At 69.5% G+C, this 15,335-nt stretch carries 12 protein-coding genes; 10 read left to right on the top strand and 2 right to left on the bottom strand.

Features of this window, described 5'->3' with window-relative positions; translation table 11 throughout:
- The first annotated feature begins 24 nt into the window (after nt 1-24).
- The 6 genes from AW272_RS07390 (at nt 25) to AW272_RS07365 (ending at nt 4,708) form a co-directional block, all read left to right on the top strand.
- On the top strand, nt 25-564 hold the full coding sequence (locus AW272_RS07390; RefSeq protein ID WP_066362046.1) for a MauE/DoxX family redox-associated membrane protein: 540 nt from the start codon (nt 25-27) through the stop codon (nt 562-564).
- On the top strand, nt 564-1,322 hold the full coding sequence (locus tag AW272_RS07385; protein ID WP_066362044.1) for a thioredoxin domain-containing protein: 759 nt from the start codon (nt 564-566) through the stop codon (nt 1,320-1,322). The genes AW272_RS07390 and AW272_RS07385 overlap by 1 nt, the downstream gene beginning before the upstream one ends.
- A 145-nt stretch (nt 1,323-1,467) precedes the next feature.
- Nucleotides 1,468-2,442 carry a prolipoprotein diacylglyceryl transferase gene (gene lgt / locus AW272_RS07380; RefSeq protein WP_066362043.1) on the top strand — a complete coding sequence of 325 codons (975 nt, stop codon included), beginning with the start codon at nt 1,468-1,470 and terminating at the stop codon, nt 2,440-2,442.
- Nucleotides 2,439-3,155, top strand: a complete 717-nt coding sequence (locus AW272_RS07375; protein ID WP_066362042.1) for a VIT1/CCC1 transporter family protein — start codon at nt 2,439-2,441, stop codon at nt 3,153-3,155. Before lgt ends, AW272_RS07375 begins: the two co-directional genes overlap by 4 nt.
- Nucleotides 3,152-3,958, top strand: coding sequence for a hypothetical protein (locus tag AW272_RS07370; RefSeq protein ID WP_066362040.1), 807 nt, complete (start codon nt 3,152-3,154; stop codon nt 3,956-3,958). Before AW272_RS07375 ends, AW272_RS07370 begins: the two co-directional genes overlap by 4 nt.
- 180 nt (nt 3,959-4,138) lie before the next feature.
- Complete coding sequence (locus AW272_RS07365; protein WP_157518422.1) at nt 4,139-4,708, top strand: hypothetical protein; 570 nt, start codon at nt 4,139-4,141, stop codon at nt 4,706-4,708.
- Nucleotides 4,709-4,738: 30 nt separating this feature from the next.
- Here AW272_RS07365 and AW272_RS07360 read toward each other — a convergent pair whose 3' ends face one another.
- A complete protein-coding gene (locus AW272_RS07360; protein WP_245657239.1) occupies nt 4,739-5,914 on the bottom strand; it encodes a bis-aminopropyl spermidine synthase family protein in 1,176 nt (391 codons plus the stop codon).
- Between the two features lie 390 nt (nt 5,915-6,304).
- Between AW272_RS07360 and gltB the strand changes: the two genes are divergently transcribed.
- The 4 genes from gltB (at nt 6,305) to AW272_RS07340 (ending at nt 14,475) form a co-directional block, all read left to right on the top strand.
- Complete coding sequence (gene gltB, locus AW272_RS07355; RefSeq protein ID WP_083958089.1) at nt 6,305-10,801, top strand: glutamate synthase large subunit; 4,497 nt, start codon at nt 6,305-6,307, stop codon at nt 10,799-10,801.
- A gap of 12 nt (nt 10,802-10,813) precedes the next feature.
- Nucleotides 10,814-12,280 (top strand): glutamate synthase subunit beta, encoded by a 1,467-nt coding sequence (locus AW272_RS07350; RefSeq protein ID WP_066362034.1) that lies wholly within the window; start codon nt 10,814-10,816, stop codon nt 12,278-12,280.
- A gap of 166 nt (nt 12,281-12,446) precedes the next feature.
- The gene (locus AW272_RS07345; RefSeq protein WP_066362033.1) at nt 12,447-14,027 is read left to right on the top strand and encodes a S8 family peptidase; all 1,581 of its coding nucleotides are present in this window, start codon (nt 12,447-12,449) and stop codon (nt 14,025-14,027) included.
- Between the two features lie 58 nt (nt 14,028-14,085).
- On the top strand, nt 14,086-14,475 hold the full coding sequence (locus tag AW272_RS07340) for a DUF2784 domain-containing protein (RefSeq protein ID WP_066362031.1): 390 nt from the start codon (nt 14,086-14,088) through the stop codon (nt 14,473-14,475).
- On the opposite strand, the gene AW272_RS07335 is transcribed toward AW272_RS07340, so the two are convergent.
- A complete protein-coding gene (locus AW272_RS07335) occupies nt 14,439-15,254 on the bottom strand; it encodes a hypothetical protein (RefSeq protein WP_157518420.1) in 816 nt (271 codons plus the stop codon). The two genes, AW272_RS07340 and AW272_RS07335, sit on opposite strands and share 37 nt — an antisense overlap.
- Between the last annotated feature and the right edge of the window lie 81 nt (nt 15,255-15,335).

Raw genomic sequence — 15,335 nt, 5'->3', positions numbered from 1 at the left:
CCGAGTTCGTCACTCAGTGCATCCATGGCTGTACCCTGGGTGACGACCGTCGCCCGGCTCGTGCTCGCAGGCGTGCTCATCGTCGCGGGGTGGCTGAAGGTCGGCGCCCCCGCTCTGTCGGTGCAGGCCGTGCGCGCCTACGAGCTGTTGCCGGACCGGATCGCCACGGCCGTCGGATACGGCCTGCCCGTGCTGGAGATCGTCGTCGGAGTGCTCCTTGTCCTTGGCCTGCTCACCCGCCTGTCGGCGGTCGGCGCGGGGCTGCTCATGGTCGCCTTCGTCATCGGCATCGCCTCGGCGTGGGCGCGGGGGTTGCGCATCGACTGCGGCTGCTTCGGCGGCGGCGGACCGCTCGCCGAAGGACAGGAGCCCTCGTACTTCTGGGAGCTGCTGCGTGACTTCGGGCTGGTGGTGCTGGCGGGCTGGATCGCCTGGTTCACGCCCGGCCGGTTCGCGCTCGACACGCCCCTGGGGCTCACCCCCCGCCCCTACGCCGACGAGGAGGCCGGCGATCACGAGCCCGGCGCTAGTGATCACCAGGAAGAAGTGAAGGAGAACCACTGATGGGCAAAGGTGCGCGCGAGGCGACGGCACGCGAGCGGATCGCGCAGCTGCGGCATGCCGACCGGAAGAAGGACCGCAACCGCCGCCTCGCCACGATGGTCACCATCGGGACGATCGCCGTCCTGGCCATCGGCGGCGGCGCCTGGTACGCCGCCGCCCGCGACACCGCCGAGAAGCAGACGGCGGCGGCGCAGCTCGCGCCGACCACGGTCAACGCCGACGGGTCGGTCACCATGGCCCAGGCGGGCGTGACCAAGCCGGTGCTCGACGTCTACGAAGACTTCCAGTGCCCGGCCTGCAAGGCGCTGGAGGAGTCGTCGGGCCCGACGATCAAGAACCTGGCGGCCGAGGGCAAGGCCAAGGTCGTGTTCCATCCGATCACGATCTTCTCGATGGAGCCGACCAAGTCCAACTCGGTCCGCGCCGGGGCGGCGGCCCGCTGCATCACCGACGGGGCCCAGTGGCCGCCCTTCCACGACAAGCTCTTCGCCGAGCAGCCGTCGGAGACCGTCGAGGGCTTCCCGCTGACCGACCTGGTCGCCTGGGGCAAGGAAGCGGGCGTGACGGCGCCCGACTGGGAGAAGTGCGTGACCTCCCAGAAGTTCGCGCAGACCCAGCTCACCCAATCCGACAAGATCATCCGTACCGAGAAGATCGACGGCACCCCGGCGCTCAAACTGAACGGCAAGGACGTCGACTCGGACGTCGCGTTCGTCCCGGCCAAGCTGCGTCAGGCCGTGCTCGCCGCGGGCAAGTGACGAGCGTCTGAGGCAGATTCCGCGCGAGCCACGACCGGCCCTCGGCCGTCCGCGTCTCGCTTGAGGATGGGGTGATCAACCTGAGACGGGCTCATTGGTGACGAGCGTGCGCGAGTGCGCCTCGGAGGCGGTAACGTCCTGTGACATGCCCCTCGCCTCGATCCCGAGCCCGTCGCAGGGGGTCTGGAATCTCGGACCCCTCCCCATCCGGGCCTATGCGCTCTGCATCGTGCTGGGCGTCGTCTTCGCCGTCTGGCTCGGCGAGCGGCGCTGGCGTGCCCGTGGCGGTCTGCCCGGCACGATCACCGACCTGGCCGTCTGGGCGGTCCCGTTCGGTCTGATCGGTGGCCGGCTCTACCACGTCATCACCGACTACCAGCTCTACTTCGGAGCCGACGCGCAGAACCCGTGGTATCACGTGTTCTTCATCTGGAAGGGCGGCCTCGGCATCTGGGGCGCGGTCGTGCTCGGAGGCGTCGGGGTCGCGATCGCCTGCCGCCGCCGCGGCATCTCGGTGACCGCCATCGCCGACACCGTCGCGCCCGGCATCGTGATCGCGCAGGGCATCGGCCGGTGGGGCAACTACTTCAACCAGGAGCTGTTCGGCGGCCCCTGCGACTATTCGTGGTGCCTGGAGATCGAGCCCGGCCGCCCCGGCACCGTGCCCGGCGAGCTGACCTATCATCCGGCGTTCTTCTACGAGTTCGTCTGGACCCTCTTGGTGGGCGTCCTGCTCATCCTGGCCGGCAGGCGGTTCAACCTCCGCCACGGCCGCCTCTTCGCGCTCTACATCATGGGCTACACCCTCGGCCGCTTCTTCATCGAGGGACTGCGGGTCGACCCGGCCCACGAGATCCTGGGCCTGCGCCTCAACCAGTGGACGTCGGTCGTGGTGTTCCTCGGCGCGCTGGCCTACTTCTGGCTGATGAGGAACAGGACCACCGAAGAGGTCATCGTCCCGGCAGGGGAGCTCCCGCCGGTGGCCGAAGGAGAAGAGGCCGACCCGGCCCACCTCCACGACGCGGCCGACGACCATGAGAACGCGCCCCGCGAGGCTGAAGAAGAGCCAGGCGACGACGACAACAAGACAGAGAAGGCCGAGGAGGCCGGTCAGAGATGACCGGTGCCACCGGCCCGGAACTCTCCACCCACCACAGCCACCGTGACGTCACGGGCGGCTGGCTGCGCCCGGCGGTGTTCGGCGCGATGGACGGCCTGGTGTCGAACTTCGCGCTCATCGCCGGCGTGGCGGGCGGCACCGCGAACACCCGCGTGATCGGTCTGGCGGGCGTCGCGGGCCTGGCCGCCGGGGCGTTCTCGATGGCCGGTGGCGAATACGTCTCGGTGGCCAGCCAGCGCGAGCTGGCCGAGGCCGAGATCGCGGTCGAACGCCGCGAGATGGCCGTCCACCCGGAAGAGGAGGAGGCCGAGCTGGCCGCCCTCTACGAACGGCGCGGCCTCGACCCCGAGCTGGCCGCCGAGGTCGCCCGGCAGATCTCCCGCAACCCCGAACAGGCTCTCGAAGTGCACACCCTCAACGAGTTCGGCGTGAAGCCCGGCGACCTGCCGTCGCCGGTGACCGCCGCCCTGTCGTCGTTCCTGTCGTTCGCCGTCGGCGCCCTGATCCCGCTCGTCCCCTACCTGGCCGGGGTCACCCACCTGTGGCTGTCGGCCGGGCTGTCCCTGGCCGCGCTGTTCGGCGCGGGCGTCGTGGTCTCCCGGGTGACCGCGCGGAGCTGGTGGTTCACCGGCCTGCGCCAGCTCCTGGTCGGCGCGATCGCCGCCGGACTGACCTGGGGGCTGGGCACGCTGATCGGAGCGAGCGGCCTGTGACCCCCGCCAAATCGACCCGCACCAAACGTCGTCCGTCCCCCGACGAGACCTGGGGCAGCGTCAGGCTCGCCGAGATGGGCCTCACCGGGTTCCAGCAGAAGATCCTCGCCGTGCTGGCCACGGTCGTCGGCATCCTGGTGATGGCGTTCGTGCTGGTCTTCGTGGTCGAGGCGTTCGACGAAGATCCCGTCGCCGAACCGCTGTCGAGCTCGCCGCTGGGGCAGGCCAAGCCGTCCGACTACCGGGCATGGCCGTCGCTGAAGCAGTTCGCGCCGATCGCCGACCGTGCCGCAGACGCGAAGCCGCTGACCGTCGAAGAGGTCTTCGACACCAAGACCCTGAAGGCCGGCAAGATCACCCTGAAGCTGGGCGAGCGCCAGCTCGACGCCGCCTGCGGCATCACCGTCTGGGGCGAGGCCCTGACCGAGGCGCTGGAGACCGCCGGCTGCACCCAGGCGGTCCGCGGCCTGTTCGCCAGCTCCGACGGCCGTTACGTCGCCCAGTACACCCTGCTCAACCTGGAGTCGGCGACCGCCGCCGACGAACTGGTCAAGCGGCTCTCCAGCCTCTATCGAGGCGGCTGGGTGCTGCCGCTGCAGAGCGCGCAGCCGGCGCTGACGGGTTTCACCGAGGCGAGCGGCCACGCGATGGGCCACTACGCGGGCCTGGTCTGGATCGGCCGCGCCGACGGCGCCGGGGCGGAGGACACCGACGACATGGTGACCCTGAGCCTGGCGGTCCGCGAGGCGGAGAAGGTCGTCTACCGCCGGGTGGTCGCGGTGACGGGCGTCCCGGCGAACTGACGGACCGCGACAACCCGGAGACAGCCCACGAGGAATCTCCCGTGCGCCGGACAAGGCCGTATTTGGCCCGCTACGTGAGCTGTTTCTGCCACGCTCGGTGTTCGGAGAGTGAGATGTGCGCCCTCTCGGGCCTCGATCCCCGTCATGATGGGGGCCGAATCCGAGGTGAGGGTGGGACAGATGATGCGCGTGGTGGTCTTACCGGTGCCGGCGGTGCTGCTGACGGTGTTGCTGGCGGGGTGCGGGGGCACCGGCGACGACGGCCACCGGCCCAGGACCGTCCGGGCGGAGGTCAGCGCACCCATCTACGCGCCGATCGCGCGGCAGCAGGTCGACGCGGCGCCGCTGACCGAGCAGGAGGTCTTCCCGGCGGCCACCCTCGGCGCCATGAAGAAGGAGTCGGTCTCCGTGACCGCCGACTGCGCCGCGGCCGTGGGCGCCGACGTCGACGGGTGCTCCCAGGTCGTGCGGGGCCTGTTCCGGGGGCCTGAGGTGGTCGGGCAGGTCGCGGTGTTCAACCTGGCCGACGTCGCGCAGGCCGACGCCCTCGTCAACCGGTTCAAAGAAGAGCTGTTCCCGACCCCGATGGGGTCGGAGAACGGCGGCACCGCGATGGTCCGGGGGATGGGCCACTTCGTCTCGGTGAGCTGGGTGTCTGCCGAGGGCGACACCAGGCCCGACCTGGCCGAACCGCTGGCCGCGCTCGATCTCGCCTCACGATTCGTGCAGGCCCGCATCCTCGCGCTCTGACGTCGGGCCGACCTGCCCAGACGGGCCGGGTCACACCTCGTGCGCGCCCGGATCCTCGTCTTCCCGGCTGCGCGCGACCTCGGTGGCGAGTTCGGTCAGGCGGTGCATCGGCAGTTCGAGCGCGGTCGCCCCGGCCCAGGCCGGGATGCGGGCTCTGGCCTGGTTCTTCGTCAGGCCCAGCTCCGCGACCAGCCCCTCGCGCCAGGTGTTGGCGACCTTGCCGTGACTGTTGGACAGGATCCGCTTCGTGATGGCGTCGGGGGTGGGCGGGAGCCGTACGGAAGAAGCGGTTCCGAAGACGCGGACCTCGGCGTCGCGGGCGGCGAGGACCAGGCGCGGGAGGGCGGCCTCCAGGCCGGCCGGGGCGTGGATGGCCACGCGGGAGACGTGCGCGGCGTAGGGCTTGGCGAGCCAGGTCGACAGGCGGACCCGGGGGACGCCCGGCAGCAGGTCGCGGGGCCAGTCGCCGACCAGCAGGTCGGGGGCGTAATCGCCCAGGTCGGGTGGGGCCGCCTCCGACGATTCGACTGACTGCGGGCCCTGGGTGTAGATCGCGGTGGCCAGGCGGTCGACGCGGGAGGCCACGGCGGGCCAGGTCTTGGTGGTCGGGCGCAGGACATAGAGGTCGGCGGCGCTGCCGATCGCCTCGGCGCCGTCGTAGCGGTTGAAGTCGGGGTAGATCGCCTCGTTGAGAAGCTGCAGGTCGGCCAGGGCATGCTGGACTTTCAGGGCCAGCATCGGGGTGCGCTCGGACGCGCCGTAGGCCAGCAGCACCCGGCCCTCGTCGCGGTCGCGCAGGCCTTCCAGGCCCCGGGCGACGAAGAGGCCGACGCCGTCGGGGGTATAGGGCGGGTCGGTGATCGCCAGGTCGGCGAAGCCCCGGGCCGACGCGGGCAGGCCGAGCCGCAGGTCGGCCCAGCGGGTGGTCACCCCGAGATCCTGCTCGTCGATATAGGCCAGGATGCGGTCGTCGATGTCGACGACCATCACCTCGACCTCCGGGTGGATCAGCCGGACCGCCAGCGACGTGAGGTCGTGGTCGCCGACGCACAGCAGGCGCGAACCGGGCAGCCAGAACCGCGCGCCCAGCAGCAGGGCCCGCCGGACCACGGTCTCGGGCGTCGCGGACACATGGTCGAGAGCCGACCGGCCACGCGGAGCTTTCGCGATCAACTCGGCCAGTCGTGAGACGACCGAAGTGTCCACCAGATGAGACACTGGGTCCGAAATAGAGGACGATATCGAAATGTTGTAGTGTTTGACCTGTTCAGTTGGGATTCGGACGTGCTGGTCACGGTGCTCAAGGGGGAGTGCCCGCATCAGCGCCTCGATCGTCCTCCGGGACGTCGCCGTCTCCCTGACCACATCGGCGAGAGTCCACCAGCGTCCGTCCGACAGCAGAGAGACAGCCTTGCGCAACCGCCATCCGTCCACACCGGCACGCGCGTAGAGCTCGTCGATCGACATACGCGAAACCTTAGTGGGCCCGGAAGGTGCCATCCGGAAACGGTGGGGTAACCTCTACTCACTACAACTGCAGCAGGGCCAGCGTCGTCCCTCTGTCACCACGCAGAAGAAGACGACGGGAGTGATTTCATGCCTGCTGCCCGCCATGGCCGTCCTGGGCTTCCCGAGCCTCAGGGCCTTTACGACCCCGCATTCGAGCATGACGCCTGTGGTGTCGCCATGGTGGCCGACGTCCACGGCCGCCGTAGCTACGACATCGTCGCGAAGGCTCTCACCGCGCTCATCAACCTCGATCACCGAGGTGCTCGGGGAAGCGAACCGGATACGGGTGACGGCGCCGGCATCCTGACGCAGATCCCCGACGCGTTCTTCCGCGCGGTCGTCCCCTTCGGCCTCCCCGAGGCCGGGAAGTACGCCGCCGGCATCGCGTTCCTGCCGATCGACTCGCAGGCCAGGGCGATCGCCCTGCGGATGATCGACGAGATCGCGGCCGAGGAGAACGTCACCGTGCTCGGCTGGCGCGACCTGCCCGTCGACACGCGGCACGCCGGTCCGACCGCCCGCGCCGTGATGCCCCACTTCACCCAGCTGTTCGTCAGCTCCGGCGACCTGTCGGGCATCGAGCTCGACCGGGCCGCCTTCGCCTTCCGTAAGCGGGCCGAGCACGAGGCCGACGTCTACTTCGCGTCGCTGTCTTCGCGGACCACCGTCTACAAGGGCATGCTGACCCCGCAGCAGGTCGAGCCGTTCTTCCCCGACCTGTCGGACGAGCGCTACGTCTCGGCCATCGCGCTGGTGCACTCGCGCTTCTCCACCAACACCTTCCCGTCGTGGCCGCTGTCGCACCCCTACCGCTACGTGGCCCACAACGGTGAGATCAACACCGTCAAGGGCAACCGCAACTGGATGCGCGCCCGCGAGACGATGCTCGACACCGACCTGATCCCCGGTGACCTGGAGCGGCTGTTCCCCATCTGCGACCCCGACGGCTCCGACACCGCCTCGTTCGACGAGACGCTGGAGCTGCTGCACCTCGGCGGCCGGTCGCTGCCGCACGCCGTGCTGATGATGATCCCCGAGGCGTGGGAGAACCACACGGAGATGGACCCGGCCCGCCGGGCCTTCTACGAGTTCCACTCCACGCTGATGGAGGCCTGGGACGGCCCCGCGTCGATCTCGTTCTCCGACGGCACCGTCGTCGGCGCCGTGCTCGACCGCAACGGCCTGCGTCCCGGGCGCTTCTACGTCACCGACGACGGCCTGGTCATCCTGGGCTCCGAGGCGGGCGTGCTGTCCGACATCCCGCAGGAGAAGATCGTCCGCAAGGGCCGTCTCCAGCCCGGCAAGATGTTCCTGGTCGACACCGCCCAGGGCCGGATCATCGAAGACGACGAGATCAAGGCCGACCTGGCCGCGGCCGAGCCCTACGGCGAGTGGCTGCACGCCGGTCTGGTGCGGTTCGAGGAGCTGCCCGAGCGCGAGCACGAGCACCCCACCCACGAGGCCCTCGTCAAGCGCCAGCAGACCTTCGGCTACACCGAGGAAGAGCTGCGGATCATCCTCACCCCGATGGCCATGACCGGCGCCGAGCCGATCGGGTCGATGGGCACCGACAGCCCGGTGGCCGCCCTGAGCGACAAGCCCCGGCTGCTGTTCGACTACTTCAGCCAGCTGTTCGCGCAGGTCACCAACCCGCCGCTCGACGCCATCCGCGAGGAGCTCGTCACCTCGCTGCAGTCGACCATCGGCCCCGAGGGCAACCTGCTCGACCCGACCGCGGTGTCGTGCCGCCGTCTGGTGCTGCCCTACCCGGTGATCGACAACGACGAGCTCGCGAAGATCGTCCACATCAACGACGAGGGCGCGCTGCCCGGCTTCCAGCCCCACGTCGTCTCCGGTCTGTTCCACGTCGGCGGGGGCGGCGACGCGCTGACCCGGCGGCTGCAGGAGATCCGTGAAGAGGTCTCCCAGGCCATCGCCGACGGCGCCCGGATCATCGTGCTGTCCGACCGGGGCTCGAACGCCGAGAAGGCGCCGATCCCGTCGCTGCTGCTGACCGGCGCGGTGCACCACCACCTGATCCGGGAGAAGTCCCGCACCAAGGTGGGCCTGGTCATCGAGACCGGCGAGGCGCGCGAGTGCCACCACATGGCCCTGCTCGTCGGCTACGGCGCCAGCGCCATCAACCCCTACCTCGCGATCGAGACGGTCGAGGAGCGGTTCCCCGACAACCCCAAGGCCGTGCGGAACCTGATCAAGGCGTACGGCAAGGGCGTCCTGAAGGTCATGTCCAAGATGGGCGTGTCCACGGTGGCCTCCTACACCGGCGCGCAGATCTTCGAGGCGCTGGGCCTGGGGGCCGAGGTCATCGCCGAGTGCTTCACCGGCACCACCTCGCGGCTGGGCGGCGTCGGGTTCGACGTCCTGGCCAAGGAGGCGCAGCAGCGGCACACTAAGGCGTACCCGCGGGCCGAGAACGCCCACCGGAGCCTGGAGGTCGGCGGCGAATACCAGTGGCGGCGCGAAGGCGAGCCCCACCTGTTCAACCCGACGACCGTCTTCAAGCTCCAGCACGCCACCCGCACCCGGCGTTACGAGATCTTCAAGGAGTACACCGGCCTGATCGACGATCAGGCGGAGACCTTGATGACGCTGCGCGGCCTGTTCAAGCTGCGCCCGGCGCCCGGCGGCCCGATCTCGGTCGACGAGGTCGAGTCGGTCTCCGACATCGTGCGCAGGTTCTCCACCGGCGCGATGTCCTACGGCTCCATCTCGATGGAGGCCCACGAGACCCTCGCGATCGCGATGAACCGGATCGGCGCCAAGTCGAACACCGGTGAGGGCGGCGAGGACCCCGAGCGCCTCTATGACCCCAACCGCCGCTCGGCCATCAAGCAGGTGGCCTCCGGCCGCTTCGGCGTGACCTCCGAATACCTGGTCAACGCCGACGACGTGCAGATCAAGATGGCCCAGGGCGCCAAGCCCGGCGAGGGCGGCCAGCTGCCCGGCCACAAGGTCTACCCGTGGATCGCCAAGACCCGGCACTCCACGCCGGGCGTCGGCCTCATCTCGCCGCCGCCGCACCACGACATCTACTCGATCGAAGACCTGGCCCAGCTCATCCACGACCTGAAGAACGCCAACCCGCAGGCCCGCATCCACGTGAAGCTGGTCTCCGAGGTCGGCGTCGGCACGGTCGCGGCGGGCGTCTCCAAGGCCCACGCCGACGTCGTGCTGATCTCCGGTCACGACGGCGGCACCGGCGCCTCGCCTCTCACGAGCCTGAAGCACGCCGGCACGCCCTGGGAGCTCGGCCTGGCCGAGACCCAGCAGACCCTGCTGCTCAACGGTCTGCGCGACCGGATCGTGGTGCAGGCCGACGGCCAGCTCAAGACCGGCCGCGACGTCATCATCGCCGCCCTGCTCGGCGCCGAGGAGTACGGCTTCGCCACCGCGCCCCTCGTCGTGAGCGGCTGCGTCATGATGCGCGTCTGCCACCTCGACACCTGCCCGGTGGGTGTGGCCACCCAGAACCCCGAGCTGCGCAAGCGCTTCACCGGCAAGCCGGAGTTCGTGGTCAACTTCTTCGAGTTCATCGCGCAGGAGGTCAGGGAATACCTGGCCGAGCTGGGCTACCGCTCGCTGGAGGAGGTCATCGGCCGCAGCGACCTGCTCGACACCGAGGCCGCCGTGACCCACTGGAAGGCCCAGGGCCTGAACCTGTCGCCGATCCTCTATCAGCCCGACCTGCCCGCGGGCACCCCGCGTCAGCAGGTCGTCGAGCAGGACCACGGTCTGGCGCACGCGCTCGACAACACGCTGATCCAGCTCGCCGAGGGCGCGATCGAGTTCGGCCAGCAGGTCACGCTGGAACTGCCGATCCGCAACGTCAACCGGACCGTCGGCACCATGCTCGGCCACCACGTCACCAAGAAGTGGGGCGGGGCGGGCCTGCCGGAGAACACGATCGACGTGAGCTTCACCGGGTCGGCCGGCAACTCGTTCGGCGCGTTCGTGCCCAAGGGCATCACGCTGCGGCTGACCGGCGACGCCAACGACTACGTCGGCAAGGGCCTGTCGGGCGGCCGGATCACGGTCACCCCGCCCAGCGATCTGCTCGACGGCCAGATCATCGCCGGAAACGTCGGCCTCTACGGCGCGACCTCCGGTGAGGCGTTCATCCGGGGTGTGGTGGGCGAGCGGTTCTGCGTCCGCAACTCCGGCGCCACGGCCGTCGTCGAAGGCGTCGGCGACCACGGGTGCGAATACATGACCGGCGGCAAGGCCGTCGTCCTCGGGGCGACCGGGCGCAACTTCGCGGCCGGCATGTCCGGCGGCGTGGCCTACGTGCTGGACCTCAAGCCCGAGCGGATCAACCGCGACATGGTCGAGCTGGAGCCCATCGGCGACGAGGACTCCGAGATCCTGCGCGAGCTGGTCGAGAAGCACCTGGCCGAGACCGGTTCGCCGGTGGCCAAGGGCCTGCTCGCCGACTGGACGGCCGCCGCCGAACGGTTCGGCAAGATCATGCCGATCGACTACAAGCGGGTGCTCACCGCCAGGGCCACGGCCGAGGCAGAGGGCCGCGACATCGACGAGGCCATCATGGCCGCGGTTCACGGATAAGGGGGCAACGACATGGCCGACCCGAAGGGGTTCCTCACCCAACCACGTGAGCTGCCCACCCGCCGTCCGGTGGACGTGCGGATCCGCGACTGGCGCGAGGTCTACGTCGACTTCGCCCCGGAGAAGCTGTCCAAGCAGGCCTCGCGCTGCATGGACTGCGGCATCCCGTTCTGCCACAACGGCTGTCCGCTCGGGAACCTCATCCCCGAGTGGAACGACCTGGTCTACCGCGACGACTGGCGTGAGGCCGTCGAGCGGCTGCACGCGACCAACAACTTCCCCGAGTTCACCGGCCGCCTGTGCCCGGCTCCGTGCGAGGCGGCCTGCGTGCTCGGCATCAACTCCGACCCGGTGGCGATCAAGCGGGTCGAGGTCGAGATCATCGACCGCGCCTTCGCCGAGGGCTGGGTCACCCCCCAGCCTCCGGTGGCCAGGACCGGGAAGAAGGTCGCGGTCGTCGGCTCGGGCCCGGCGGGCCTGGCCGCCGCCCAGCAGCTCACCCGCGCCGGGCACGACGTCGTCGTGTTCGAGCGGGCCGACGCCATCGGCGGTCTGCTCCGGTACGGCATCCCCGAGTTCAAGATGGAGAAGCGGCACATCGACCGCCGCCTCGACCAGATGAGGGCCGAGGGCACCGAGTTCCGCACCGGCGTCAACGTCGGCGTCGACATCACGGCCGCCGAGCTGCGCGAGCAGTTCGACGCGATCGTGCTGGCCGGCGGCGCCACCGCCTGGCGCGACCTGCCCGCAACCGGGCGTGACGCGGTGGGCGTCTACCAGGCGATGGAGTATCTGCCTCCGGCCAACAAGGCGCTGGCCGACTCGGAGATCAACGCCAAGGGCAAGCACGTCGTGGTCATCGGCGGCGGCGACACCGGCGCCGACTGCATCGGCACCGCGATCCGGCAGGGCGCCCTCTCGGTGACCCAGCTGGAGATCATGCCCATGCCGCCGGAGCTGCGCCCGGCCGGGCAGCCGTGGCCGACGTTCCCCATGCTGTTCAAGATGGAGTCGGCCCACGAGGAGCTCGCCGAAGGCGGGGGAGCGCGGGTCTACGCGGTCTCCACGACCGAGTTCGTCAAGGACGACGAGGGCAACCTCCAGGCCATCAGGGTCGTGGACGTCGAGGGGCCGGGCGCCGGCTTCAGGGCGATCCCCGGCACCGAGCGCGAACTGCCCGCCCAGCTCGTCACCCTCGCGATGGGCTTCGTCGGGCCGCAGCACGCGGGGCTCCTCGACGAACTGGCCGAGCTGTCGGCCGGGGAGTTCTACGACCCGCGCGGCAACGTGTCCCGCAACCGGACCTACGAGTCCGGTGTCGACGGGGTCTTCGTGGCCGGTGACATGGGCCGCGGCCAGTCGCTGATCGTGTGGGCCATCGCCGAGGGCCGCTCGGCCGCCGCCGCGGTCGACGACTACCTGACCGGGGCGACCGCGCTCCCGGTGGCGATCCCGCCGACCGCGCGTCCTTTGGTCTAGTACGTCAAAACGATGCCCCCTGGATATTCCCGGGGGCATCGTTTTGCGTTTTTCGGCCTACCCTTAAGGGCAATTCCGAAATATCGACTTATGTGGAATGGCGTAGTGAGTTGCGGATGCCCGGACGGGTTCGCGAGGATCTGGTGTTCCGAGCGAAGGAGGACGTGTGGGCAAGGCAGTATTCGCGGGTCTGGCGTTGACCCTGCTGGCCACGGCCTGCGCGGCCCAATCTCCGTCGGCGCAGGCCCAGGACTACCTGGTGTTCTACACGCCGGGACAGGGAGAAGCCGCGACCGACGCGGTCACCGCGACCGGTGGCGACGTCCTGTCCGACGACGTGGAACTCGGCTACCTGGTCGCGAGGGCGGCGAGGATTCCGTCGAGCCCGGCGATCGTCGGCGTGCTCCAGGACAAGCCCATCGGTGAGATCGCCCGGGTCCAGCCGGCCGCCGGGCCGCGCAGGGCCGCGGTGAAGAACGAGCCGCTCGCCTCCCGTCAGTGGGACATGAAGATGATCGGGGCGACGACGTCGGGGTCGTACAAGACGGAGATCGGTTCTCACAAGGTGCTGGTCGGGGTCATCGACACCGGGATCGATGGGAAGCACCCGGACATCGCGCCCAACTTCAACCGGGCGCTGTCCCGCAACTTCGTCACCGACCGGCCGAAGGACCCCAAGGGCAAGAACCTCGACGGCCCGTGTGAGTGGAGGGGCTGCAAGGACCCGGCCGACGTCGACGACGACGGGCACGGCACCCACGTGGCCAGCACGATCGCCTCGCCGCTGAACGGCATCGGCATCGGCGGCGTCGCCCCGGGTGTCTCGCTGGTCAACCTGCGGGCGGGCACCGACTCCGGCTACTTCTTCCTGAAGCCGACCATGGACGCCCTCAAATACGCCGGCGACCAGGGCATCGACGTGGTCAACATGTCGTTCTACGTCGACCCGTGGAACTTCAACTGCCCGGCCAACCCGGCCGACACCGCGGCCCAGCAGTCGGAGCAGAAGGCGATCATCGCGGGCATGACCCGCGCGGTCGCCTACGCCCGCTCCCGTGGGGTGACCCTGGTCAGCGCCATCGGCAACGGCTCCATCGACCTGGGCAACCCGACCAAGGACACCGGCAGCCCCGACTACCCGGCCGGCTCCGCCAAGTCGCGCACGATCGACAACACCTGCCTGAACATCCCGGCCGAACTGCCCGGCGTGATCACGGTGACCTCGGTCGGCCCGAGCAAGCGCAAGGCGCTCTACTCCGACTACGGCGCCGAGCAGGCCGACGTGGCCGCCCCCGGCGGCGACTCCGACGACGGAGGAACCTCGCTGAAGGGCGCGGCCCGGGAGATCCTGGCCGCCGCACCCCAGAACGCGCTCAAGGCCTCGGACATGATCGACGCCCAGGGCCGGCCGTACGACTCCTCGGTCATCCGGGAGTGCAAGAACGGCACGTGCTCCTACTACCAGTACCTCGAGGGCACCTCGATGGCCGCCCCGCACGTCACCGGCGTCGCGGCGCTGCTGGTGGCCCGGTTCGGCAAGCCGGGCAAGGGCGGACTGCAACTCGACCCGGCCCGGCTGGAGAGCCTGCTCTACGCCTCGACCTACGACCGGGGCTGCCCGGCGTCGGGCAACTACCGCTACTCGGCCCGGACGACCCACACCTGCGAGGGCTCGGTCTCCCAGAACGGGTTCTACGGAAACGGCATCGTCAGCGCGCAGAAAGCGGTCACGATTTCGGGTACCTAGAGAGGAGATGAGTAGCCGGACGGATCCCGGCGGTCCGTTCTCTTTCTAGGTTCGAGAAATGATTTATCACGTTTTGTGGCAAACCGTGATGGTCGTGCATTTCATCGTCATCGCGTATATCGCCCTGGGCGGGTTCCTGGCCTGGCGGTGGCCCCGCTTGATCTGGCCCGCCCTGGGGTTCTCCCTGTGGGGCGCGATCCAGCTCACCGGCCTGGTCGAGTGCCCGCTGACGGCGTTGGAGAATTGGGCCCGCGCCCAGGCGGGCGCCCATCAGCTCAAGCCCAGTGGCTTCATCGACACCTACATCACCGGCGTCGTCTATCCGACCGAGTATCTCTGGGAGGTCCGCATCGGGATCATCCTGGTGATCGCGATCTCCTGGACCGGTTACGCGGTGATCCGATATCGGCGTCACGTGGCGGGGAAGTCGCAGACCTCGATGGCGTAGGCGAGCAGTTCCTCCTGAATGTCCCTGGGCGGGGTGACGATCATCCGATAGGTCTCCCCGCCCTCGGTGTGTCCCCAGACCTGGAACAGGTAGGCCTGCTTGGCCTCGGCGAAGGCGTGCGGGTCGCAGCGGGTGGGCCGGATCGTGACGGGAATGTCCGACGTCCCCGGGTCGACCACGGCGACGGGTCGCCTCTTCTCCGGTTTCAGTACGTAATGCGTCGTGCCGTCGATGTCGTCGATCGTCACGTGGCGGGTGCCGGTGACCACGAGGGTCCCCTTGAGGTCGTCGCCCTTGCGGGTGAAGCCGGGGCCGAAGGCGATCGTGGCCGACTGCTTCAGGATGTACTCCCCGCACTCGTACTTCACGAGCTGGGTCAGCAGGCCGTCGGTCACCGGGATCGGGAACCGGACCTCCTTCGCCGGGGCGTCGCCCACGGCCATCGTGGCGACGACGTCCGTCGGCTTGACCGGCGGGATGGCCGTGGCGTCGCAGCGGGCCCTGCCGTACGTGATCGGGAAGTCGGTTCTCGGTGTCATCCCGAGCGTGGTGTCGACCTTCACCGGGGCCGACGGTTCGAACGATCCGGAGTCGAGCCGCAGGTCGGTGATGCGCAGGGGAGTGGTGGAGGTGTTGGTGACCGACACCTGGATCCGATGGACCGCGACATCCGAACGCCATTGCTGCAACGCGACCGAAACGCCGGTGGGGGGCGCGGTCGATTCGGTAGCCTGTCCCCCGCACGCGAGGACGCTCATCAGCGCCGAGACGGCAGCCAACCTCCTGAAACACCCCATAACGGGCAACGTTAGGACACGTCGGCTATCGCGTGAAGTCATTGACAATTTGGCCACAGCTAT

This window comes from Herbidospora mongoliensis (assembly GCF_001570545.1).
Lineage (GTDB): Bacteria > Actinomycetota > Actinomycetes > Streptosporangiales > Streptosporangiaceae > Herbidospora > Herbidospora mongoliensis.
This window is presented reverse-complemented; position numbering and strand designations above follow the sequence as displayed.